This is a genomic window from Methylobacterium litchii (assembly GCF_038442315.1).
GTDB lineage: Bacteria > Pseudomonadota > Alphaproteobacteria > Rhizobiales > Beijerinckiaceae > Methylobacterium > Methylobacterium litchii.
On sequence record NZ_JBBXMY010000014.1, the window covers coordinates 22,521 to 45,393 of the forward strand.

General features: G+C 72.0%; 18 protein-coding genes. 11 read left to right on the forward strand and 7 right to left on the reverse strand.

Annotated elements, in window-relative coordinates:
• Nucleotides 1-35: 35 nt before the first annotated feature.
• Nucleotides 36-533 (reverse strand): peptide deformylase, encoded by a 498-nt coding sequence (locus AAHF99_RS21045; protein ID WP_342166420.1) that lies wholly within the window; start codon nt 531-533, stop codon nt 36-38.
• Nucleotides 534-636: 103 nt separating this feature from the next.
• Between AAHF99_RS21045 and AAHF99_RS21050 the strand changes: the two genes are divergently transcribed.
• On the forward strand, nt 637-1,626 hold the full coding sequence (locus tag AAHF99_RS21050; RefSeq protein WP_342166422.1) for a hypothetical protein: 990 nt from the start codon (nt 637-639) through the stop codon (nt 1,624-1,626).
• A 58-nt stretch (nt 1,627-1,684) separates the two neighbouring features.
• On the opposite strand, the gene AAHF99_RS21055 is transcribed toward AAHF99_RS21050, so the two are convergent.
• Both AAHF99_RS21055 and alr read right to left on the reverse strand, forming a co-directional pair.
• The gene (locus tag AAHF99_RS21055; RefSeq protein ID WP_342166423.1) at nt 1,685-2,944 is read right to left on the reverse strand and encodes a D-amino acid dehydrogenase; all 1,260 of its coding nucleotides are present in this window, start codon (nt 2,942-2,944) and stop codon (nt 1,685-1,687) included.
• A gap of 8 nt (nt 2,945-2,952) precedes the next feature.
• On the reverse strand, nt 2,953-4,056 hold the full coding sequence (gene alr / locus AAHF99_RS21060; RefSeq protein ID WP_412759924.1) for an alanine racemase: 1,104 nt from the start codon (nt 4,054-4,056) through the stop codon (nt 2,953-2,955).
• A gap of 147 nt (nt 4,057-4,203) precedes the next feature.
• On the opposite strand from alr, the gene AAHF99_RS21065 reads away from it, so the two are divergent.
• The 9 genes from AAHF99_RS21065 (at nt 4,204) to AAHF99_RS21105 (ending at nt 13,954) form a co-directional block, all read left to right on the forward strand.
• Nucleotides 4,204-4,650 carry an Lrp/AsnC family transcriptional regulator gene (locus tag AAHF99_RS21065; protein WP_243954161.1) on the forward strand — a complete coding sequence of 149 codons (447 nt, stop codon included), beginning with the start codon at nt 4,204-4,206 and terminating at the stop codon, nt 4,648-4,650.
• Nucleotides 4,647-5,834, forward strand: coding sequence for an amidohydrolase family protein (locus tag AAHF99_RS21070; RefSeq protein ID WP_342166425.1), 1,188 nt, complete (start codon nt 4,647-4,649; stop codon nt 5,832-5,834). The genes AAHF99_RS21065 and AAHF99_RS21070 overlap by 4 nt, the downstream gene beginning before the upstream one ends.
• Nucleotides 5,831-6,742, forward strand: a complete 912-nt coding sequence (locus tag AAHF99_RS21075; protein WP_342166426.1) for a LysR family transcriptional regulator — start codon at nt 5,831-5,833, stop codon at nt 6,740-6,742. Before AAHF99_RS21070 ends, AAHF99_RS21075 begins: the two co-directional genes overlap by 4 nt.
• 100 nt (nt 6,743-6,842) lie before the next feature.
• On the forward strand, nt 6,843-7,727 hold the full coding sequence (locus AAHF99_RS21080; RefSeq protein ID WP_342166427.1) for an NAD(P)-dependent oxidoreductase: 885 nt from the start codon (nt 6,843-6,845) through the stop codon (nt 7,725-7,727).
• Nucleotides 7,727-9,265, forward strand: a complete 1,539-nt coding sequence (locus tag AAHF99_RS21085) for an aldehyde dehydrogenase family protein (RefSeq protein ID WP_342166428.1) — start codon at nt 7,727-7,729, stop codon at nt 9,263-9,265. Before AAHF99_RS21080 ends, AAHF99_RS21085 begins: the two co-directional genes overlap by 1 nt.
• A gap of 24 nt (nt 9,266-9,289) precedes the next feature.
• Nucleotides 9,290-10,642 (forward strand): DUF3100 domain-containing protein, encoded by a 1,353-nt coding sequence (locus tag AAHF99_RS21090; RefSeq protein ID WP_342166429.1) that lies wholly within the window; start codon nt 9,290-9,292, stop codon nt 10,640-10,642.
• A gap of 34 nt (nt 10,643-10,676) precedes the next feature.
• Nucleotides 10,677-11,834 carry a M20 aminoacylase family protein gene (locus AAHF99_RS21095; RefSeq protein ID WP_342166430.1) on the forward strand — a complete coding sequence of 386 codons (1,158 nt, stop codon included), beginning with the start codon at nt 10,677-10,679 and terminating at the stop codon, nt 11,832-11,834.
• Between the two features lie 33 nt (nt 11,835-11,867).
• Nucleotides 11,868-12,998: an FAD-binding domain-containing protein gene (locus AAHF99_RS21100; RefSeq protein ID WP_342166431.1), complete on the forward strand. Its 1,131-nt coding sequence runs from the start codon at nt 11,868-11,870 to the stop codon at nt 12,996-12,998.
• 17 nt (nt 12,999-13,015) lie between these two features.
• Nucleotides 13,016-13,954, forward strand: a complete 939-nt coding sequence (locus tag AAHF99_RS21105; protein ID WP_342166432.1) for an NAD(P)/FAD-dependent oxidoreductase — start codon at nt 13,016-13,018, stop codon at nt 13,952-13,954.
• Here the strand turns inward: AAHF99_RS21105 and AAHF99_RS21110 are convergent.
• From AAHF99_RS21110 to AAHF99_RS21120, 3 genes are all read right to left on the reverse strand, one after another.
• Nucleotides 13,941-17,414: a CheR family methyltransferase gene (locus AAHF99_RS21110; protein WP_342166433.1), complete on the reverse strand. Its 3,474-nt coding sequence runs from the start codon at nt 17,412-17,414 to the stop codon at nt 13,941-13,943. The genes AAHF99_RS21105 and AAHF99_RS21110 overlap by 14 nt on opposite strands.
• On the reverse strand, nt 17,395-17,955 hold the full coding sequence (locus tag AAHF99_RS21115; protein WP_342166434.1) for a PAS domain-containing protein: 561 nt from the start codon (nt 17,953-17,955) through the stop codon (nt 17,395-17,397). The genes AAHF99_RS21110 and AAHF99_RS21115 overlap by 20 nt, the downstream gene beginning before the upstream one ends.
• A 173-nt stretch (nt 17,956-18,128) precedes the next feature.
• The gene (locus tag AAHF99_RS21120; RefSeq protein WP_342166435.1) at nt 18,129-20,087 is read right to left on the reverse strand and encodes a putative bifunctional diguanylate cyclase/phosphodiesterase; all 1,959 of its coding nucleotides are present in this window, start codon (nt 20,085-20,087) and stop codon (nt 18,129-18,131) included.
• A gap of 340 nt (nt 20,088-20,427) precedes the next feature.
• On the opposite strand from AAHF99_RS21120, the gene AAHF99_RS21125 reads away from it, so the two are divergent.
• Nucleotides 20,428-21,174, forward strand: a complete 747-nt coding sequence (locus AAHF99_RS21125) for a Crp/Fnr family transcriptional regulator (RefSeq protein WP_342166436.1) — start codon at nt 20,428-20,430, stop codon at nt 21,172-21,174.
• A gap of 3 nt (nt 21,175-21,177) precedes the next feature.
• Here the strand turns inward: AAHF99_RS21125 and AAHF99_RS21130 are convergent, their stop codons facing one another.
• The gene (locus AAHF99_RS21130; protein ID WP_342166437.1) at nt 21,178-22,662 is read right to left on the reverse strand and encodes a sensor domain-containing diguanylate cyclase; all 1,485 of its coding nucleotides are present in this window, start codon (nt 22,660-22,662) and stop codon (nt 21,178-21,180) included.
• Nucleotides 22,663-22,873 lie beyond the last annotated feature (211 nt).

Below are 22,873 nucleotides of genomic sequence, written 5' to 3' on the forward strand. Positions count from 1 at the left end.
TAACGTTACAGAGTCAACCGGGCCGGGAGCCCGGCTCAGACCGGCTTCACCTTGGCGAAGCGCTTGAGCAGGCGATCCCGCTTGAGGCGCGAGAGGCGGTCGATCCAGAACAGGCCGTCGAGCTGGTCGATCTCATGCTGCAATATTGCAGCCGAGAAGTCGGCCGCCTCCTCCTCGTGGGCGTCGCCCGCGAGGTCCCGGTAGCCGAGGCGGATGCGGGCGGGGCGGGTGATCCGCTCGCGGACGCCCGGCATGCTCACGCTGCCCTCGTCGTGGGTCGCGGTCTCGGGGGAGGCCCAGAGGACGACGGGGTTCACGTAGACGCGCGGCGCGTCCTCCGGCGCCATGCGGGCGACGACGACCCGCCGGAGGATCCCGATATGCGGCGCCGTCAGGCCGAGGGCCGAGACGGCGAGCAGGGTCTCGCGGACGTCGTCCGCCACGGCCCGGAGGTCGGGGCCGAACGCCTCCTCCGGCGCCGCCCGGGCGGAGAGGCGGGGATCGGGGAACAGGACGAGGGGGCGCGCGGGCATGGCGCCCGTTTACGCCGTGCGATCCGCAAGGGCGAGGCCGGGCCGACAGGTTCCCGTCAGCTTCACGCCTCAGCCTGGACCGTCTTTACGGAAGGAACAGGCCATGGCGTCCTCGATCGGCGGATTTCAACCTCCCCTCTGGCCGGCGGCGATCACCCACGATCAGCAGGCCTCGCAGGCCGTCTTCAGTGTCGATCGCTCCGGTGCGCAGGGTGCCGTGGCGCAGAGCACGTCGGCGAACGACCCGTCGCGGGACATCTTCGTTCACTTTTTCGCCATCCCGCCATCCGGTCAGCCGGGAGGTTCGGCGCCGTCGGCCCAGGTGGCGGCGATCCTCGCCGCCGCCAAGGATCCGACGATCTCGTCCGCCCAGCTGTCGGACATGATCCAGCGCGCCGGCGTCTCCCAGATGGGGGGGGTGGCCACCGCGTTGACGATTCCGGAGAACCTGCCCGGCGGGAGCAACTGGCGAAATGGGTCTCCGCTGACGCGGGTGCTCGACGCGATCAACGGCAATCCGTGGACGGCCACCTCCACCAATCTCACGGCCCGGCTGAACGACGGTGTCCCGAGCTGGGCAATGTGGACGATCGAGATGAAGAAGCCGCTGGATACTGCGGTGTCACACGTCCTCTACCCGAACGATGCCAAGGCCGCCGCCGAATCGGCGCAGCGCATGTTTACCCTGTTCTCGACGCCCAAGTCGGAGGCGATCCTCGCCGCAGCCCGTGACCCGGCAATCCAGGCTTTGCGGTTGCAGAGCATGATGAAGAACCTCGACGAGATGGATGTGACCGATCTCACCTCGCTGATCGCCAATCGGGCGGACTTCGTGACGGGTGGGGACCCCAAGACGGGGGGCTCCCCCCTCGACCGCATCCTCACCGCGTTGGCCAAGGGCCAACCGAGCTCGGGCGGTCGAGCCTTCATCGATTCCATCTCCGCAATCTTGCAGCCCGTCGTCTATCACGACCCGATGCTTCGGAGCGCCATGGCCGCGGCACAGGCGATGTACGAGCACCCAAGCGATCCCGCAGCCCGCAATGCCGCCGCGACGAAATGGGACGCCTACCTCTTGGCCCTTGCGAACTGATTGGCCCTTACGAATTGACACGGGCGACCACGGTACGAAGGAACCGCCGGGGGCTCTCTTACGCCGCGTAGCGGGCGACGGCGAGGTCGTCGCCTGCGATCTCCGGGGTGCGGCCGGTGACGATGTCCGCGAGCAGCCGGCCCGAGCCGCAGGCCATGGTCCAGCCGAGCGTGCCGTGGCCGGTGTTCGTGAACAGGTTCGTGAGCGGCGTCGCCCCGACGATGGGCGTGCCGTCCGGCGTCATCGGGCGCAGGCCCGTCCAGAACGTCGCCTTGGCGAGGTCGCCGCCCTCGGGGAAGAGGTCGCCGACGGATCGCGCCAGGGTCTCGCGGCGGGGCTCGCGCAGGAGGCTGCTGAACCCCGCGAGTTCGGCCGTGCCGCCGACGCGGATGCGCTCGCCCAGCCGGGTGATCCCGACCTTGTAGGTCTCGTCCATCACCGTCGAGACCGGTGCGGCCTCCGGGTCGGTGACCGGCAGGGTCAGGGAATAGCCTTTCACCGGATAGACCGGCAGGGCGATGCCGAGCGGCCGCAGCAGGGAGGGCGTGTAGCTGCCGAGCGCCGCGACATAGGCATCCGCCGCGAGCCGTTCGCCGGCCGTGGTCTCTACCGCCGTGACCCGCCCGCCCTCGTGATGGAGACGCGCGATGGAGACGCCGTAGCGGAAGGTGACGCCCAGGCCCTCGCAGAGCGCGGCGAGGCGTTGCGTGAACAGATGGGCGTCGCCGGTCTCGTCACCGGGCAGGCGCAGGCCGCCCACGAACACCCCGCCGACCCGCGCGAGCGCCGGCTCGGCGGCGATGCAGCCGGCGGGGTCCAGCACGTCGTAAGGCACGCCGTAGGCGTCGAGGACGCGGGTGTCGTCGCCCACATGGTCGAGCTGCTTCTGCGTGCGGAAGAGCTGGAGCGTGCCCTTCTCGCGGTGGTCGTAGGCGATGCCGGTCTCGGCGCGCAGGTCGCGCAGCACGTCGCGGCTGTATTCCGCCAGCCGCACCATCCGGCCCTTGTTGCGGGTGTAGGCGTCCTCCGTGCAGTTCGCGAGCATCCGTGCCAGCCAGCCGTAGAGGCGCGGCTCCAGCCTCGGCCACAGGACGAGGGGGCGATGGCGCATCATCAGCCACTTCATCGCCTTCACCGGGATGCCCGGCGCCGCCCAGGGGGCGGAATAGCCCGGCGAGACCTGCCCCGCATTGGCGAAGCTGGTCTCCAGCCCCGCGCCCGGCTGGCGCTCCAGCACCGTGACCTGATGCCCGGCGCGGGCGAGGTAATAGGCCGAGGTGACGCCGACGACGCCGCCGCCGAGGATCGTGACGTGCATGGCCTGCCTCAAGCTCCGGTATAGGTACGGCGGAAGCGCTGGCCGAGGCGCGTGAGCACCTCGTAGCCGATGGTGCCGGAGGCCGCCGCGAGGGCATCGACCCCCTGCTCCGGCCCGATCAGGTCCACGAGCGACCCCGGCCCGATGGCGCCGGGGGGCACGTCGGTGGCGTCGAGGACGAGGCTGTCCATGGAGACCCGCCCGACAAGCGGCAGGCGCGTCCCGGCGAGGAAGCCCGCCGCGCCCGCCGTGCCGCGCGGGAACCCGTCCGCGTAGCCGACCGCGACCGTGGCGAGGCGCGAGTCCCGCGCCGTGACGCCCGCATGGCCGTAGCCGACCGGCGTGCCCGCCGGCACGGCGCGGAGCTGCATCACCCGCGCGCGCAGGAAGACGACCGGCCGCATCGGGTTGTCCCGGCCCGGCTGCGGCGCGATCCCGTAGAGGGCGGCGCCGGGGCGGACCATGTCGAAATGGAACTCCGGCCCGAGGACGATCCCCGACGAGGCGGCGAGGCTCGCCGGCACGAGCGGCAGGCGATGGCGGATGGCGGAGAAGGCGGCGAGCTGGGCCGCGTTGGCCGGATGCTCCGGCGTGTCGGCGCAGGCGAGGTGGCTCATCACCAGCGTGAGGGTGAGCCCCGCGAAGGCATCGGGCTCATCGAAAAGCGCGAGGGCTTCCGCCGGATCGAAGCCGAAGCGCGTCATGCCGGAATCGACCTGCAGGATCGCGGGCAGGCGGCGCCCGAGATGCCGCGCCAGCCGCGTCCAGGCGTCGAGTTGGGCGCTGTCGTTGAGGACGGGGACGAGATCGCTCGCGGCGCAGGCCGCCTCGCTGCCGGGGGTCGTGCCGTTGAGGATGCCGATCGATGGGCCGGGGCCGAGGATCGCCCGCAGGCTCACCCCCTCCCCCACCTGGGCGACGAAGAACTGCCGACACCCGGCCTCCGCCAGGACCGGCGCGACGCGGGCGATTCCGAGGCCGTAGGCGTCGGCCTTCACCGCGGCGGCGCAGGCGGCCGGGCCGACGCGGCGAGCGAGGAGGCGGTAATTGTCCCGGAGGGCGCCGAGGTCGATGCTCAGGAAGGCGGCGGCGAGGCTCGTATCCTGCCTCATGACCCGATCGACAATGCCCATGCCCGCCCCCAAGACGACAGGGCTACGCTACACGCAGGATCACCGAATTTCCGGCGTTTCCGCCGCAGGTGATTGCGTTCTAAGCGTGGCGGTGCAACTTTCTGCGGACATTCGGACGTTTCCGCCATGGACGAGATCGACCACCGCATCATCCGGGCCCTGCGGGCCGACGGGCGCATCAGCAACGCCGACCTCGCGGGGAAGGTCGGGCTGTCGGCCTCGGCCTGCCACCGCCGGGTGCGGGTGCTGGAGGAGAGCGGGGTGATCCGGGGCTACACCGCGATCATCGGCGGCGTCACCGACGAGCCGGGGCTGGTGGTGCTGACGCAATTCACCCTGGACCGGCAGACGGAGGATTACCTGAACCGCTTCGAGGCCGCCGTGCGGCGCTGCCCCGAGGTGCAGGATTGCTACCTGATGACCGGCACGGCCGATTACCTCGTGAAGCTCAAGATCAGCGACGCGGCCGATTACGAGCGGCTGCACAAGGAGGTGCTGTCCCGCCTGCCCGGCGTGGCGCGGCTGCAATCGAGCTTCGCGATCCGCACCGTCGTGGCGGCGGGCCGCGCATGAGCGCCGCCGTCGCCCTGCGCCTCCTGCGCGCGAACCTCGACGGACGGGAGCGGGTCATCGACATAGCCGGGGGCCGCATCGCGGCGATCCGCGAGCCCGGCGAGGCAGGCCCTAGGGCGGCGCGGGAGATCGACTGCGCCGGGGCGCTGGTCCTGCCCGGCCTCACCGACGCGCATGTCCATCTCGACAAGTGCCTGCTCGGGCTCCCCTGGCGTCCCCACCGGGCGGCGGGCTCGGTGCGGGCGCGGATCGAGGACGAGAAGGCCTTTCGGCGGGAGAGCCGGGTGCCGCTCGCCGAGCAGGGCGCCGAGGCCCTGCTGGAACGGATGCTGCGCGGGGGCACGACGAGCCTGCGCACCCATGTCGACATCGACGACGTGACGGGGACCGGCCATCTCGCGCAGATCCTCGACTTGCGCGCCCGCTGGGCCGGCCGGATGCGGATCGAGATCGTCGCCTTCCCGCAGAGCGGCCTGCTGGCCTGCCCCCCGGCGGCGGATCACCTCGATGAGGCGATGCGGATGGGCGCCGACCTCGTCGGCGGCCTCGATCCGCTCGGCATCGACGGGGATGCGCAAGCGCCCCTCGACACGCTCTTCGCCCTGGCCGAGCGCCACGGGCGCGGCCTCGACATCCATCTCCACGATGGCGGCGAGGGCGGGCTGTCCGAGATCGAGGGGATCATCGCTCGCACCGAGGCCGCCGGCCTGCACGGCCGGGTCGCGATCAGCCACGCCTTCGCCCTGGCCGAGGCCGACGATCACCGCCTCGGCCGGATCGCCGAGGGTTTGGTGCAGGCGGGCATCACCCTGGTGAGCAGCGTGCCGGGCGGGACCCGCTGCCCTCCCCTGCCCCGCCTGCGGGAACTCGGCGTCGCGATCTGCTTCGGCACCGACAACGTGCGCGATTGCTGGAATCCGGCCACCGTCACCGGCATGGTCGACCGGGCGATGCTCGCCGCCCACCGGTTCGATTGCCGCACGGACGCGGCGCTGACCGCCCTCCTCGACCATGCCACGGCGATCCCGGCCCGTGCCCTCGGTCTCGGCCCCGGTGCGGTGGCGCCGGGCGTGCCCGCCGACCTCGCCCTGTTCGAGGCCTCCTGCGCGGCCGAGGTGATCGTGGAGCGGCGCCAGCCCCGCCGCGTCATCGCCCAGGGCGCGACGGCCTGGGAGGTCCCATGACCGACCGGGCGCTGCGCTACTTCCTCGCCGTGGTGCGCGCCGGCTCGGTGCGGGCCGCCGCCGAGACCCTGAACGTCGCCGCCTCGGCGGTGAGCCGGCAGATCATCGACCTGGAGGCGCAGGTCGGCGAGGCGCTGCTCGAACGGCTGCCGCGCGGCGTCGTGCCGACGGAAGCGGGGCGGATGGTGGCGGAGCACGCCCAGCGGCAGGCCGACGAGGCCACCCTGCTGGAGGACCGGCTGAAGCGCCTGCGCGGGGTGCAGCAGGGCACGATCCGCCTGCGCTGCGGGGCGGGCTTCCTCATCGACCTCGTGGACAACGCCCTGGCGGATTTCGCGCAGGCCCATCCCGGCATCGCCTACCAGATCGAGGGCGGCACCACGGACGGCATCCTCGCCGCCGTCGCGCAGGGCGAGGCGGATCTCGGCCTCGCCTACAACCCCCCGGCGCGGCCGGATGTCTGCGGCGTGGTCTCGGCGCGCCAGCCGCTCCTCGCCATCCTGCCGAAGGGCCATCCCCTCGCCCGCGCCTCCGGCCCGGTGCCCCTGCGCGCCTTCGCCACCGAGCCCGCGATCCTGCTGCCGCCCGACCACGGGGTGCGGCAGATGCTCGGCCGCGCCGAGGCCGATGGCGGCTTCCGCCTCGTCCCGCGCCTGGAGACCGGCGCCTTCGAACTGCACCGCCGCTTCGTCACGGCGGGGATGGGCATCGCCTTCCTGCCGCGCTTCGTCGTGGCGGCGGAGCTGCAGGCCGACCAGCTCGCGGCCGTGCCCCTGCGCGAGCCGATCCTTTCCGAGGCGAGCGCGCATCTCGTCGTGCGCGCCGGGCGGCGCCTGCCGGAGGCGATGGGGCGGCTGATCGGCTGGCTCGCGGAGCGGATGGTGGCCTTCCGGCCGACGCCGACCTGAGCGACCGTTCGCGATTTCCGCACGGTTCGTGCCGAATTCCCTTCTTGTCGCAACACTCGCGGGGAGGGACATTCTGAGCCGACCACGGGAATCGATCGGCATGGACATCGCAACGATAGGCGTCGTCGGGCTCGGCAACATGGGCCGGGGCATGGCCGCGACGCTGGCCCGCAAGGGCTTCACGGTGCTGGGCTTCGACATCGCGGCCGACCGCCGGGCGGCGGTCGAGGCGGCGGGCGTGGCCTTCGTGCCCTCCCTGACGGAGGTGCTGCGCCGGGCCGACGCCTTGGTTTTCTCCCTGCCCTTCGCCAAGGACGTCGAGGCGGTCGTCACCGCCGAGGGCGGGCTGCTCTCCCGCAGCGACCGCAAGGTCGTGGTGATCGACACCTCCACCTCCGATCCCGGCACGACGCGCCGCCTCGCCGCGCGGCTGGCCGAGGCCGGGCATGCCCTCCTCGACGCCCCCGTCAGCGGCGGCCCGTCCGGTGCTGCCGAGGGCACGCTCACCATGATGGTCGGCGGCGGGGAGGAGGATTACACCCTCGCCCGGCCGGTGCTGGAGGCGATGTCGGCCCGCGCGCCGCATGTCGGCCCCTCGGGGGCGGGCAACATCGTCAAGCTCGTGAACAACCTGCTGGTCGCGGCCCATCTCGTCACCACGGGCGAGGCCCTGCGCCTGTCGCAGGCGGCGGGCCTCTCCGCCGAGGAGGCGGTGAAGGTCGTCAACACCGCCACCGGCCGCAGCGCCGTCAGCGAGGTGATGGTGCCCCGCTGGGTCGTGCCGGACACCTTCGACAGCGGCTTCTCCGCCGGGCTGATGCGCAAGGACGTGCGCCTCGCCCTCGAACTGGCTGCCGAGAGCGGGGTCGCGCTGCCCCTCTCCGACGAGGTCGGGCGGATCTGGCGCGAGAGCCGCGTGAGCATCCCCGACACCGCCGATTTCACCCGCATGGCCGATTACCGCGCGAACGAGGGAGTCCTCTGATGTCCGCACCCACGCGCTCCGACGCCGCCGCCCGCGTCGCCGACCTCCTCGCCGACCTCCTGCCCGGCGGGAGGATCGGCAGCGTCGTGGCCGGCGAGGTGCTGGCCGGCACGGGCGACGCCCTCGCCCTGGTCAACCCGGCCGATGGCGGCGTCCTCGCCCATTTCGCCGATGCCGGGCCCTCCGTCGTGGAGGCCGCCATGGCGGCGGCCCGCGAGGGCCAGCGCGCCTGGGGGGCGATGAGCGCCGCCGCGCGGGGCCGGGCGATGTGGGCCGTCGCCGCCCTGGTCCGCCGCCACGCCGAGGCCCTGGCCGAACTGGAGACCCTCTCGGCCGGCAAGCCGATCCGCGACACGCGCGGCGAGGTCGCCAAGGTCGCGGAGATGTTCGAGTACTATGCCGGCTGGTGCGACAAGCTCCACGGCGAGGTCATCCCGGTCCCGACCTCGCACCTGAACTACACCCGGCATGAGCCCTACGGCACCGTGGTGCAGATCACCCCCTGGAACGCGCCGATCTTCACGGCGGGCTGGCAGATCGCCCCGGCGATCTGCGCCGGCAACGCGGTGGTGCTGAAGCCCTCCGAACTCACCCCCCTCACCTCCCTGGCCCTGGGCGTGCTCTGCGCGAAGGCCGAGGGGATGCCGCGCGGCCTCGTCTCGGTGCTGGCCGGCGCCGGCCCGACCACCGGCGCGGCGGCGGTCGCCCATGCCGACACCCGCCTCGTCGTCTTCGTCGGCTCGGCCGAGGCGGGGGCGCAGATCGCGGCGGCGGCGGCGCGCAACATCGTCCCGAGCGTCCTCGAACTCGGCGGCAAGTCCGCCAACATCGTCTTCGCCGACGCCGACCTCGGCCGCGCGCTGCTCGGCGCCCAGGCGGCGATCTTCGGCGGCGCCGGGCAGAGCTGCGTCGCGGGCTCGCGCCTCCTCGTCCACCGCTCGGTCCATGCGGATTTCGTGGCCCGCCTCGCCCATGCGGCCGGTCGCATCCCGGTCGGCGCCCCGACCAACCCGGCGACGCAGATCGGGCCGATCAACAACCGCCGCCAGCGGGACAAGATCGCCGGCATGGTCGAGGCCGCCGCGGCGGCGGGCGCGCGCATCGCGGCGGGCGGCGCCTGCCCGGACGCCCTGCGGGAGACGGGCGGCTTCTATTACGGCCCGACCATCGTGGACGGCGTCGGCCCGGAGGCGGACATCGCCCGCGAGGAGGTGTTCGGTCCGGTCCTCACCGTCCTGCCCTTCGACGACGAGGACGAGGCGGTGGCGCTCGCCAACGCGACCCCCTATGGGCTCGCGGGGGGGGTCTGGACCGGCGACATCGGGCGCGGGCACCGGGTCGCGGCCGCCGTGCGGGCGGGGACCTTCTGGGTCAACGGCTACAAGACGATCAACGTGGCCTCGCCCTTCGGCGGCTTCGGGCGCTCGGGCTTCGGGCGGTCCTCCGGCCGGGAGGCGCTGATGGCCTATACCCAGACGAAGAGCGTGTGGGTCGAGACGGCCGCGCATCCGGCGGTGGCGTTCGGCTACGTGGGATAATCGGAACGGACGGGGGAGACGGCGATGACGACGGACGTGCTGGCGGCGGAAACGAGGGCGCGGCCCGTCACGGGGGCCGGGAAGCTGCTGCTGTTCCTGCTGGCCCTCGTCATCGTCGTCATCGCCGAGGCGATCGGCAACGTCAGCATCCCGGTGGGGACGGGCAAGATCATCCTGCTCCCCCTCCTCTGGGCGCTGCTGCTGGGCGGCGCCATCGGCCTCTTGAGCCCCCGCCTGCCGCCGCCGCTGCGCCTTTCCGGCGCGATGCAGAACGCGGCCTCGGCCTATCTGCAGCCGGCGCTCCTGATTTTCATCGCCAAGCTCGGCCTGCTGGTCGGCGGCTCGCTGCCGAAGATCCTCGCCTCGGGCTGGGCGCTGGTCTTCCAGGAATTCGGCCACTTCTTCGGGACGATGGTGTTCGGCCTGCCGGTGGCGCTGCTGCTCGGCATCAAGCGCGAGGCCATCGGCGCGACCTTCTCGGTGGGCCGCGAGCCGAGCCTCGCCATCATCGGCGAGCGCTACGGCATGGATTCGCCGGAAGGGCGCGGCGTGCTGGCGGAATACCTCACCGGCACGGTGTTCGGGGCGGTGTTCATCGCCCTGCTGGCCGGGCTCATCACCAGCCTCGGGATCTTCAACCCGCTGGCGCTCGCCATGGGCGCGGGCGTCGGCTCCGGCAGCATGATGGCCGCCGCCTCCGGCGCCATCGCCGCGCAGCAGACGCCCGAGGTCGCCAAGGAGGTCGCGACCTTCGCGGCGGCGAGCAACCTCGTCACCACCACCATCGGCACGTATTTCACCCTGTTCCTGTCGCTGCCCTTCACAATCTGGGCCTACGGCAAGCTGGAGCCGATCCTCGGCCGCCACCGGCCCGACGCGGCCGGTCCCGCCCCGGCGGCCCTGGACGCGCCCGTCCACGAGGAGGCGCGGATCGGCCTGCCCGAGACGGTGCTCGCCTGGATCCTGATCGGCGCCTACGGCCTCATCGGCAACTGGCTGACCTACGGCATCGCGCCGGACCGCACCGTCGTCGCGGGCATGGCGATCATCGTCGGCGTGGTGCTGGCGGGCTACGCCCTGTACCTCCTCTGCGGCCGGAAGCTCCCCGCCGTGCTCTGGGTCTCGCTGATCGGCATGGCGCTCACCTATCCCGCCACGCCCTATGCGGCCGAGATCGCGGCCATGACGGGCAAGATCAACTTCCTCGCCCTGGCGACGCCGATCCTCACCTTCGCGGGCCTGTCGGTCGCCAAGGACGTGCCTGCCTTCCGCCGCCTCGGCTGGCGCATCGTCGTGGTCTCGTTCATGGCCAATGCCGGCACGTTCCTCGGCGCGGCCCTGATCGCGCAGTTCTTCCTGCACGCCCCTTTGGGGTAGCAAGGCGGGCGGGGGCGGCAACGGGAGTGACGGAATGAGCATCGCGGCGGACATCGTCGAGCGCATGGTGGCGTGGCGGCACGACCTCCACGCCCATCCCGAACTCGCCTTCCAGGAAACCCGCACGGCGGATCTCGTGGCGCGGGAACTGGCCGCCTGCGGCTACACGGTGAAGACGGGCCTCGGCCGCACCGGCGTCGTCGGGACGCTGAGCCGGGGCGCCGGCCCCGCCATCGGCCTGCGCGCCGACATGGATGCCCTGCCGATCCGCGAGGCCACCGGCCTGCCCTACGCCTCCACGACGCCCGGCGTGATGCATGCCTGCGGGCATGACGGCCATGTGGCGATGCTGCTTGGCGCGGCGCGCCACCTCGCCGGGCGGGACGACCTCGCGGGAACGGTCCACGTGATCTTCCAGCCGGCGGAGGAATGCGAGGGCGGCGGCCGGGCCATGGTGGAGGACGGCCTGTTCCGGGACTTCCCCTGCGACGCGGTGTTCGGCCTGCACAATTGGCCGGGCCTGCCGGTCGGCACCTTCGCCACCCGCGTCGGGCCGATCATGGCCTCCCTCGACACGTTCGAGATCACGATCCACGGCTACGGGACCCATGCGGCCATGCCGGAGCGCGGCACCGACCCGCTCGTGGCGACGGCCGAGCTCGTCCTGGCCCTGCAGACGGTGGTGAGCCGCCGGATCTCTCCCACCGAGCCCGCCGTACTGAGCGTGACGCAGATCCATGGTGGCGAGGCCTACAACGTGATCCCCGACCGGGCGGTGATCCGGGGGACGGTGCGCTGCCTCGGCGAGGCGACCCGCCAGCGCATCGCGGGGCTGGTCGAGGCCCTGGCCAAGGGCGTCGCGGCGACCCACGGGGCGACGGCCGAGATCACCTACACGATCGGCTATCCGGCCACGATCAACGCCGCCGGCCCGGTGCGCCTCGCCCTCGACGCGGCCGGCGCCGTCGGCGGCCTCACGGAGGTGAAGGACGAGATCGCCCCCTCCATGGGCTCGGAGGATTTCTCCTACATGCTCGGGGAATGCCCCGGCGCCTATGCCTGGATCGGGGCGGACGGGGCCGAGCCCGGCGTGCCGCTCCACAACCCGGCCTACGATTTCAACGATGCGGTGCTGCCCCTGGGCGCGGCGTATTGGGCCACCCTGGCGACGCGGTTCCTGCACCCGCGCTGATGCCGGATCGCGGCGCGGGCCTAGATGAGGCCCATGCCGCATCCGCTCCCCCTCACCCGCGACGCTGGGCTCGCCGCGCTCGCCGCCTTCCTCGACGGCCCCGGCGCGGATTATGCCGCCGCCCGCAACACGGATCGCGGGCGGGGCGAGACGCCCACGACCTCCGCGCTCTCCCCCTACCTGCGCCGCCGCCTCGTCACCGAGGAGGAGGTGGCCCGCGCCGCGCTGCACGCCTACGGCGACGAGGGCGCGGAGAAGTTCGTCTCGGAGGTGTTCTGGCGGACCTACTTCAAGGGCCATCTCGAAACCCATCCCGCCGCCTGGACCGGCTACCGCGAGGGGCGCGACACCGCCCGCACCCGCCTCGACGCCGAACCCGGCCTGCGGCGCATCCACGACCGGGCCATCGCCGGGGAGACGGGGATCGACGGGTTCGACGCCTGGGCGCGGCAGCTCGTGGAGGAGGGCTGGCTTCACAACCACACGCGGATGTGGTTCGCCTCGATCTGGATCTTCACCCTGCGCCTGCCCTGGGAACTCGGGGCCGCGTTCTTCATCGCGCATCTCCTCGACGGCGATCCCGCCAGCAACACCCTGTCCTGGCGCTGGGTCGCCGGCCTGCACACGCGGGGCAAGCACTACCTCGCCCGCCGCGACAACATCCGCCGCTACACGAGCGAGGGCTACGATCCCGACGGCCTCGATGAGGACGCCGACTCCCTCGACGAGGCGACGCCGCCCCGCGAGGAACCGCTCGCGCGGGCCGATGCCCTGCCCGCCGGGGAGGTCGCCCTGCTCCTGCACCTCGACGACCTGAACCCGGAGAGCCTGGATCTCGGCCCGGCCCGGGTGACGCGGATCGGCGGCCTCGTCGTCCATGCCGATGAGGCGGTGGCGCGGGTGCGCGAGGCCGATACGGCGGCGATGGCCGACGCCCTCGCCCGCGCCGGAGCGCATTTCGGCTGCCCGGCCGCGCCCGTCTCCGAGGGGTGGGAGGAGGGCCTGCCGGTGGTGACGGCCTGGGCGCCGGTCGGCCCCTCGGCGGATGCCCTGCCGGAGGGCTGCCTGCGCCTCCGCCGCGATTGGGACGAGCGGGCGTGGCCGCGCGCGAACCGGGGCTATTCGCGCCTGCGCAGCGCCATTCCCACGATCCTGCACGGCTGACGGGGAGGTTTGGACGGATGGAGCGGATCGCGATCGTCGGCGCCGGGATGGCGGGGCTCGCCTGTGCGGAGGCCCTGCGCGAGCGGGGCTTCGCGACGGCCCTGTTCGACAAGGGCCGCAAGCCCGGCGGGCGGATGTCCAGCCGGTCGGGGGACAGCCCGGCCGGGCCGGTCGGGTTCGACCACGGCGCGCAGTACATGACTGGGCGCGATCCTGCCTTCGTCGCCAGGCTGGCGGCTTGGCGGGAGGCCGGGCTCGTGGCGCCCTGGCCCGCCGCCGGGGCGGAGGCCTGGGTCGGGGTGCCGGCCATGAACGCGCCCCTCGTGGCGCTCGCCCGCGACCTGCCCGTCCGCTGGGAGACGCGGGTCGACGGCCTCGTCCGCGAAGCGGTCGGCTGGCGGCTGCAGGGCGACGGGCTCGACGAGGGCGGGTTCTCGGCGGTGCTCACGGCGATCCCCGCCGAGCAGACCGGCCCCCTCCTCGCGGACCACGCCCCCGCCCTCGCCGAGGTCGCGTTGGGCACGCCCTCCGCGCCGTGCTGGACGGCGATGGCCGCCTTCCCCGAACGGCTCTATGTCGCCGGGGACGTGCTGCGCACGGACGGCGCCGTCGGCTGGGCGGCGCGCAACTCCGCCAAGCCCGGCCGCCCGGCGACGGAGGCGTGGGTGATCCAGGCGGGGCCGGACTGGTCCCGCGCCCATCTCGAGGAGGGGGCGGACGCCGTGGCGCAAGCCCTGCTCGCCGCGTTCTTCGCCGCCGCCGGCCTCGCTCCGGTGGCGACCGCCCTGCTGAAGGCGCATCGCTGGCGCTACGCGCGCTCCGGCGCCGCGCGGCGCGAGGTGCTGTGGGATTCGCGCGCGCGCCTCGGCGCCTGCGGCGACTGGCTCACCGGCCCCCGCGTCGAGAATGCGTGGCTCTCGGGCCGCCGCCTCGCGGAGGCCGTCACGACCGGATGAGGACGAGGCCCGGCAGGTTGAGGACGAGCTTGAGCCCGGTGTCGTCGTGCTCGCGCTCCACCGAGGCTTCGAGCTGGCGCAGCGACATCTCCACCAGCAGCGAGCCGAACCCCCGGCCGGGGCGCGGGCTGGCGACGCTGGTCACGCGCTCGATCCAGGTGAGGGTGAGCCCGTCCGGGACCCGCTCCCAGGTGACGGAGAGGGACCCGTCGTTGGAGCCGAGCGCCCCGTACTTCACGGAGTTCGTCGCCCATTCGTGCAGGATCATCGCCAGCGATGAGACGTGGCGCCAGTCGACGGCGACGAGCGGCCCGTCGATCGTCGTGGGGACGTGGTCGCGGTAGGGCCTGAGCGTCGCGTTGATGAGCCCCGCGAGGTCGCTCATCCCCTGCGTGCCCGTGGGGTCGGCCAGCGAATGCGCGCGGCCGAGGGCGGAGATGCGGTCGCGCATGTCGGAGGCGAAGACGCCGATCTCCTTGTGCGTGCGCGCGCCCGCCGAGATCATCCCGCCGATGATGGCGAAGAGGTTCTTCACCCGGTGGTTCATCTCCCGCAGCATCAGGTCGCGGGTCTCGGCGAGCGCGTATTCCGGCGACACGTCGATGCAGACGCCCACGACCCGCTTGCGGTCGCCGCTGCGGGTCAGGCGGCCGTAGCTGCGGATATGGCGGGAGGCGTGCTTGCCCGCCCGCACCCGCAGCCGCGCCTCGAACTCGTCGAGCCCGTGCGCGACCTCGCCGAGCGCCGTCTCCAGCGCCTCGCGGTCCTCGGGGAAGACGCGGGAGACCAGGGTCTCGGTGCCGTGCGGCGTGTCGGGCGCGAGGCCGAACATCCCCCCGGCCGTGCTGTCGAAGACGATGGTCGCGGAATCGGGGCTGTATTCCCACACGCCGATGCCGCCGGCCTTGACCGCGAGGTCGAGCCGTTCCCGCTCCGAGGCGAGCTGGCGCTCCAGCGCCAGGGCCTCGGTGATGTCGGTGAGGACCAGGGTGGCGCCGTCGATGCTGCCGTTCTGCTGCCGGTAGGGCAGCACGCGCAGCGACAGGGTGCGCGCGCCGTCGCGGGTGAGGATGCGGCGCTGGATCACCGTGCCGCCGGCGACGATCGCCTCGGCGTCGTGCAGGTAATCCTGCCCCGCGAGCCGGCTCGACACGTCGGCCAGCGGCCGCCCCCGGTCGCCCGGCTGCAGCGGGAAGATCGTGGTCGCCGCCGTGGTGAAGCTGCGCACGCGCAGGGCCCGGTCGAGGACGATGACCGCGAGGTCGGTCGATTCGAAGAAGTTGCGCAGGTCGGCGTTGGCGATGGTCAGCGCCTCGACCTTGGTCTTCAGCTCGTCGTTGACGGTGGACAGCTCCTCGTTGGTCGATTGGAGCTCCTCGTTCATCGACATCATTTCTTCGTTGGAGCTCTTCAGCTCCTCGTTCGTCGTCTCCAGTTCCTCGACGGTCGAGCGCAGCTTGTAGCGGGTGCGCAGCAATTCCTCTTCCAGCGCTTCGACGTGGTCGCCGCCGGTGTCCATCTCCATCAGGTCGAGGTCGTTCGACGGCCTGAAGGCGCCGATGTCCCGGATGATGAGCAGCATCGAGCCGTCCGGCAGGGGATCGCAGATCGCCTCCACCGTCTGGACGCCGTATTCCGACTGGACGTCGACGTCGCGCACCACCACGCGCTTGCGGGCGTCGCGGGTCTGGCGCAGCAGCGGGCCGATCACGTCGCGCAGGCCGGGCCGGGCCAGGGTGATGGCGCTGGTGCCGCCCGCGCGGCTCACGGGAAAGTCGAAGTAGCGGCTCAGCCGTCCGTAGGCGGCGATGATGCCGCCATCCTCGTTCAGCACCATGCTCGGCGGCGCGTAGCGCTCCACCACCCGGCGCACGGCGACGGTCTCGTCGCCGATGGAGGGCTCGCGGCGCTCCGGGCGCTCGCCGCGCGGGGCGTCGCCCCGGCGGGCGCCGCCGGGCAGGTCGATCGGGTATTTCGGGGCGCCGGGCGGGCGCTCGAACAGGCGGGCGTGCTGGTCGATGGCCGGGAAAAGCTGCTCGAACCGGCTCACGCTCTCGGAGGGGCCGAGGAACAGGTAGCCGCCGGGCCGCACCGCGTAATGGAACAGCGGCACCACCGATTGCTGCAGCCGGTCATCGAAATAGATCAGCAGGTTGCGGCAGGAGAGCAGGTCCACCCGCGAGAAGGGCGGGTCCTTCACGAGGCTGTGGCTGGAGAAGCGGATCAGGTCGCGGATCTCGGGCGCGATGGTGAAGCGCTCGGCATGGGGCACCACGTAGCGCTCGCGCAGGTGGGCGGGGATGTCGGCGAGCGCGGCGGCCGGATAGGTCGCGTCGCGGGCGATCTGGAGCATCCGCTCGTCGATGTCGGTGGCGAAGATCTGCACCGCCGCCGGCACGTCCATCCGCCGGGCGGCGTCGGCGAACAGCATGGCGATGCTGTAGGCCTCCTCGCCGCTGGAACAGCCGGGGATCCAGACCCGCAGGTCCTCGTCGGGGTTGCGGGTGCGCAGCAGGGGCTCGATCGCCCGCTCGCGCAGCACCTCGAACATCTCCGCGTCGCGGAAGAAGCGGGTGACGTTGATGAGGAGGTCGCGGAACAGCGCCTCGCACTCGTCCTTGTCGGCCCGGACGCGGGCGAGGTAGGCCCGGCCGGAATCGAGCCCGAGGACGTGCATCCGCCGCTCGACCCGGCGCACCAGAGTAGTGCGCTTGTAGCCCGCGAAATCGTGGCCCACGGCGGCGCGGATCACCCGGCAGAGGTCGTCCACGTGGTCGGCGACGAGGTCGGCCTGCTCGCCCGCGCCGTCGTGGCTGCGGCGGCGGAAGAAGGCGGCGAGGCAATCGACGATCTCGCCCGCCGGCTGGACGAAATCCACGAGCCCGGTGCCGACCGCCGAGAGCGGCATGCCGTCGTAGCGGGCCGAATCCGGCTGCTGCACCACGCAGACGCCGCCATGCTCCTTGATGGCCCGCAGGCCCGTCGTGCCGTCCGCCCCGGTCCCGGAGAGGATCACGCAGGCCGCGTTCGCCTGCTGATCGACGGCGAGGGACAGGAAGAAGTCATCGATGGGCCGGCGCAGGCCGCGCGGCTGCACGAACTGCGTGAGTTCGAGCACCCCGTTCTGGATGGCGAGCCCCCGCCCCGGCGGGATGATGTAGACCCGGTCGCCCGCGATCCGCTCGCCGCCCTCGCACTGGAGCACTTCCAGTTCGGTGTGCCGGTCGAGGAGCTGGGCCAGCATGCTCTCGTGGTTGGGATCGAGGTGCTGGACGATGACGAAGGCCATGCCCGTCGGGAAGCGGGCGCGGGCCAGCATCTCGCGCAGGGCTTCCAGGCCGCCGGCGGAGGCGCCGATCCCGACGACGGGGCCGGTGAAGGGCGCGGGCGCGTCCTTGACCGGGCCGTCCAGGATCTCGGAGGCGCCCGCCCCGGCGTCGTCAAGGAAATCCTGGTGCATCGAGATCCGCGAGGGTGAGCTTCGCCTGCGCAACGGTGGCGACGGTGTTGGCGATGGTCATCAGCGAGCCCTCGATGACCATGCCGCTTTCGGCCAAGGCCGGGCCGAGCCGGGAGAGGGTCCGTCCCAGTTCGTTATCGTAGGCGGAAAGTAGCTCCGGTTGCGAGCGGCTGACATCGAATTGGGATGCGAAAAGAAAGCGCACCTCCCCCGAGAGAGACGTCAGCTTCGACATGTAGAGGAGGTTGACGAAGGGCTTCCCGTCCTTGCGGAAATTGAGGATCGTGGTCCGCACCGAGGCCTGCCGCCCGGCCTCCAGGAAGCTGCGGATCTTGGCGCGCGGCTGCCGGTTCTCGGCGTCGCGCTGGAGCATGCGGCAATTCCGGCCGATGACCTCGGCGTCGTCGTAGCCGGTGAGCGCGCGGAACGGCTCGTTGACGAGCAGCAGCGGGTTGTCCTCGGTCACGTCCGCCAGGGCGAGCGCGATGTGCGAGGCCTCGAAATACTGCCGGAGTTCGCCGGGGATGTCTTGGCTGGGCACGGCCGCTCCTTGATCGCCTCCGCTTGCGGGATCCGCGCAGGCGCTGCCCCTACAACCGGCGCGTGCATGCGGAAGCCCGTCGCCTCATGCGGGCATGGGGCGGATATGGCAAGCATCGCCGCCATGGCCAGGGCGGGCGGTCGATGCGCCACGGGCGGGCGCGGGCGGTCCCGTCAGGCGGAGAGGCGCAGGGGCTCGCCGCCGGACCGGTCCTCGGCGAGGCGGGCGAGGAGGTCGCCGATCGGCATCGGGCGGCCGACGAGGTAGCCCTGGATGTAGCGGCAGCCGTGGCGGCGGGCGGCCTCGCGCTGGTCCTCCGTCTCGATCCCCTCCGCGATCCCGTCGAGGCCGAGGTTGCGGCACAGGCTGAGGATCGTGGCGATCACGCTCCCGCCGACCTCGGTGTCGGCGGCGGCCATGAAGCTGCGGTCGATCTTGATCTTGTCGAGGGGCAGGCGGTGGACGTAGCCGAGGCTCGAATAGCCGGTCCCGAAATCGTCGAGGGCGATCTTGATGCCCAGGGCCCGCAGGGCGACGATCGCGGTCTTGGCCTGCTCGAAGTCGCGCATCAGCGCGGTCTCGGTGAGTTCGAGGGTGAGCCGCCGGGGGTCGAGGCGGCTCTCGCGCACGGCGGCGATGATCGCGTCCACCGTCTCGGGGGCAGCGAGGTCGTGCGCGGAGAGGTTGAAGGACAGGCCGACCCGGTGAGGCAGGCGGGCGGCGTCGGCGAGCGCCTTGCGCAGCAGCAGGAGCGTGACGGCGTGGATCATGCCGCTGCGCTCGGCGGCGGCCACGAAGCGGTCCGGCGGGACCTGCCCGAGGACGGGGCTCGTCCAGCGCGCCAGGGCCTCCACCAGGGTGATCGCCCCGGTCTCGGTGTCGAGGATCGGCTGGTAGTGCATCCGCATCTCGGCGGGCAGGTCGGCGGTGCGCAGGGCGGTCTCCACCGCCCGCTCGGCGCGGATCGCGTCCTCGTGGACCTGCGAGAACAGGGTCGTCCGGCCCCGGCGGTGCAACTTGGAATGGTAGAGCGCGTAATCGGCGCGGTCGAACAGGGCCGCCGCCTCGCGGCCGGCGCTCGGGAACTTGGCGAGGCCGCAGGAGCATCCGGCCACCACCCGGATCTCCGCCAGCCGGATCGGCTCCTGCAAGGCCGCGCAGATCCGGTCGCAGAACGCGATCACCGTCGCGGGTGCCGCCGGATCGCGGATGAGGACGCCGAACTCGTCGCCGCCGAGGCGGGCGAGGGTCACGCCGGGTCCCGCGAAGGCGGCGAGGCGCCGCCCGGTCTCGGCCAGCACCCGGTCGCCCACCGTGTGGCCGTAGGTGTCGTTGATCGGCTTGAACTGGTCGAGGTCGAAGATCGCCAGGGCGAAGCGCCTGTCCTCGGCGGCGCAGGTCCGGGCCAGGTCTTCGAGGTGCTGGAAGAAGTAGCGCCGGTTCGGCAAGCCGGTGAGGCTGTCGGTGTGGGCGAGGCGGGCATTCTCGTCGGAGAGCCGGCTCGCCTCGGCCTTCGAGGCGACGAGGTCCACGAAATCCCGGTAGTTGCTGGTCAGGATGCGCACCATCACCGCCGTCACGAAGGCGGTGTCGACGGCGACCGCCAGGAAGACCTCGTTTCCGCTGAGGAGGCAGCAGACGAGGAACACGGCGAGCACCGTGCCGGTGCTGATGTAGGCGGCGGCCGGCAGGTGCGTCAGGCAGAAGGTGCAGGCGATGATCGTGACGCTGATGAAGATCGCCACGTGGCACTGCTCGTAGGGGCCGCCGTAGTCGCGCAGGGCCACCGCCCAGCCCACGAACACCGCCGAGAGGATGGCCGTGAGGGTACTCGTGACGTTCAGTTGCCGGATCGCCTGCGCCTCGGTCAGCGTCTCCGGCCGGATCCGCCACCACGTCGCCGCGCGGGCGACGCAGATGAAGACGACGAGCGTGGGGAAGACCAGGGTCAGGAGGGCCGGCGCGACGCGCAGGTGCGTGGCGGCGAGCGTCCAGGAATTGACGCAGAGCAATCCGTAGAGGGTCGGGATCTGCTTGCGCAGTTCCGACACCTGCCGCGTGGCCGGCAGTGTCTCGGCGCGCCGCACGAGGATGGCGGTCAGCGGGTGATGGAAACGAAATCGCCTGAACATTGCGCCCGCGCCGAAATGATCTTGGGCAATGTAGTTTGAATTAATTAAAGCTCGCTTGCACCATTCTCCGATATCGCAAGGGGAGAGGTGAGGATGATCCTTTCACGATCAATCTATCGCGCAAACGTGAGAATCTATAACTATCCATTTGTGAGAGCGATCGGGTGAACGTCGGGCGATCCCGGATGGCCTTGGGAGGGATCGATCCCGTCGCGATGAGGGGCTGCCGGGGCCGCCGACCTCGACCGGACCCGAAAGGTCCCGCAGCCCCCGCGAAAGGGGGCGGAAGGGCCGGGCGAATGCCCTATAATCGCTGCCGGCACGAAGGGGGGGGTCAGCGATGGCAGAGACGATCCAGGCGGACACCAATCCCTTCGTCCGCAAGATCGAGAGCGTGGCGCTGTTCGACCTGTCGAAATCCGAGCGGGCGGCGCTGGTCGGGTTGCCGCTGCACGTGGCGGAGTACGAGACCGGGCAGGACATCGTGGTGGAGCACGACCGGCCGAACCGGTGCTTCGCGGTGTTGAGCGGGATCGCGGCGACCTACAAGACCACCGAGGACGGGCGGCGGCAGGTGACGGCCTACCACGTCCCCGGCGACGTGCCGGATTTCCAGAGCCTGCATCTGGAGGTGCTCGATTTCAGCATCTGCGCCGTGGCGCCGCTGCGCATCGGCTTCGTGCAGCACGAGGCCCTGCGCGCGCTGTTTGCCGCCGAGCCCCGCCTCGGCGACGCGTTCTGGCGCACGACGCTGATCGAGGGCTCGCTCGCTCGCGAATGGATGCTCAACAACGGCCGGCGGGAATCCTACCCGCGCATGGCCCACCTGTTCTGCGAATTGATGATCCGCCTGGAGATGGTCGGCCTCGCGGCCGACAATTCCTGCGGCCTGCCCCTCACGCAGTACGAACTCGGCGACGCGCTCGGCATCACCTCGGTCCATGTGAACCGGATCCTGAAGGAGCTGCGCGAGAGCGGCCTCATCACCCTCGGGGGCGGGCGCCTGACGATCCACGATTGGGACGCCCTCGCCAAGGCCGGCGAGTTCGACCCCACCTACCTCCACCTGCGCCACATGGACGGCTGAGCCTCAGCCGGCCGCCGAGAGGCGCGGCGGGGTGTGGCTTTCCTGCGCCCCGGCATGGCAGACGCGGTCCCGCCCCTGCCGCTTGGCGGCGTAGAGGGCCGCGTCGGCGGCGTCGATCCAGCCCTGCAGGCTCGCCGCGGGGGCGAGCGCGCCATGGGCCATGCCGACGCTGAGGGTGAGGATGCCGCGCGGATGGTCGGCATGGGGCAGGCCCAGGGCGGCGACGCCCGCGCGCACCGACTCCGCCAGCATCGCGGCCTCGCCGGGCTCGCAACGGACGAGGAGGGCGAATTCCTCGCCCCCGACCCGGAAGGCGCTGCCGCCGGCCTGCGCCGCGCGCCCGCACAGCACGGCGGCGACCTGCTTCAGCGCCCGGTCGCCGGCCGGGTGGCCGTAGCGGTCGTTGAAGCCCTTGAAATGGTCGGCGTCGATGCTGAGCAGCGCCCAGCGCGCCCGCTCAGCGGGCTCGGCGCAGCGGGTGACGCTCACCTCGAAATGCCGCCGGTTCCACAGGCCGGTCAGGGCGTCGGTGGCGGCGAGGCGTTCGAGTTCGGCCCGCGCGGCCAGGGCCTGCCGCTCCGCGCGCTCCCGGCGGCTGAACTCCCGGTGCAGCAGCCCGACGACGCCGAGGATGCCGAGGCTCAGGAGCAGGGCCAACGCCAGGACGATGCGGGTCTGCGGCTTCCAGGCCCGGTCGATGGCCGAGGCCGGCAGGAACACCGACAGGCGCAGCGGCCAGGGGGCGACCTGCCGCGCCTCCCGCAGGCCCGGCGCGTCGGCGGCGGCGGCCTGCCCGGTGTTCATCACCTCGCTTCCGTCCGTGAAGTCGAGGGTGACGGTGAAGTCGCGGCTGCCCTTCAGGCGGTCGAGGACTTCCCGGAAATAGGCCAGCTCGATCGCGCCTACGATGACGCCGGCGAAGCTGCCGTCCGCGTAGGCGAAGCGGCGGCTCAGGGGGATCATGTCCCGCCCGCTCAGCCGCGTGCGCCACGGGCGGCCGATGAACAGGCCGGTCTCCGGCGCGTCCCGGTGGATCGTGAAATAGAGCCGGTCGGACCCGTCGAGGCGGCGCGGGACGAGGGAGCCCGAATCGAGGAAGGCCTGGCCCTTCTCATCGAGGACGAGGATCGAGCCGTAGCCCCGCGCCTGCGACACCCGGTCGAACAGGCCGAGGTGGCGCAGTTCCGGCGAGGCCCCGTCGAGGGCCGGCAGGTTCAGGCGGCTCGACACAGTCATCAGCGACAGGTCGTAGAGTTCGATGTCGCGCGCGATCGCCCGCTCGCTGGTGCCGAGCAGGCCGAGGGCGTCGTGGCGGGCGCTGTCCCAGGCCTGCCGGCGCAGGTCGTGGATCGTCCAGGCGGTGTAGATCCACATGCCGCCGACGACCACGAGGGCGAGGGCGGCCAGCAGCCGGCGCGGCGTGGCGGGTGCCGAAGCCCCCGCCGCCTCGTCGGAAGCCCCCGTCTCTGCAGCCCGGTTCGCGCGCATCGTTCCTAATGGGCTCGGCCGAATGCCGCCCGCTCCTCACCACAGGTTGCTCACCGGGGGTTAGAGAAAACTTGCGAATTGCGGTCTCCTGCGACTTTATCCCCTTCGATAGGACGCCGTTGCTGCTCGTCTGTCGCCGATCTCTTCGCGTTGGGCTCACGGCCAAGTGATCGACTCGGTTCGACAAGAACAGGTCGGCTCGCCGGGCCGC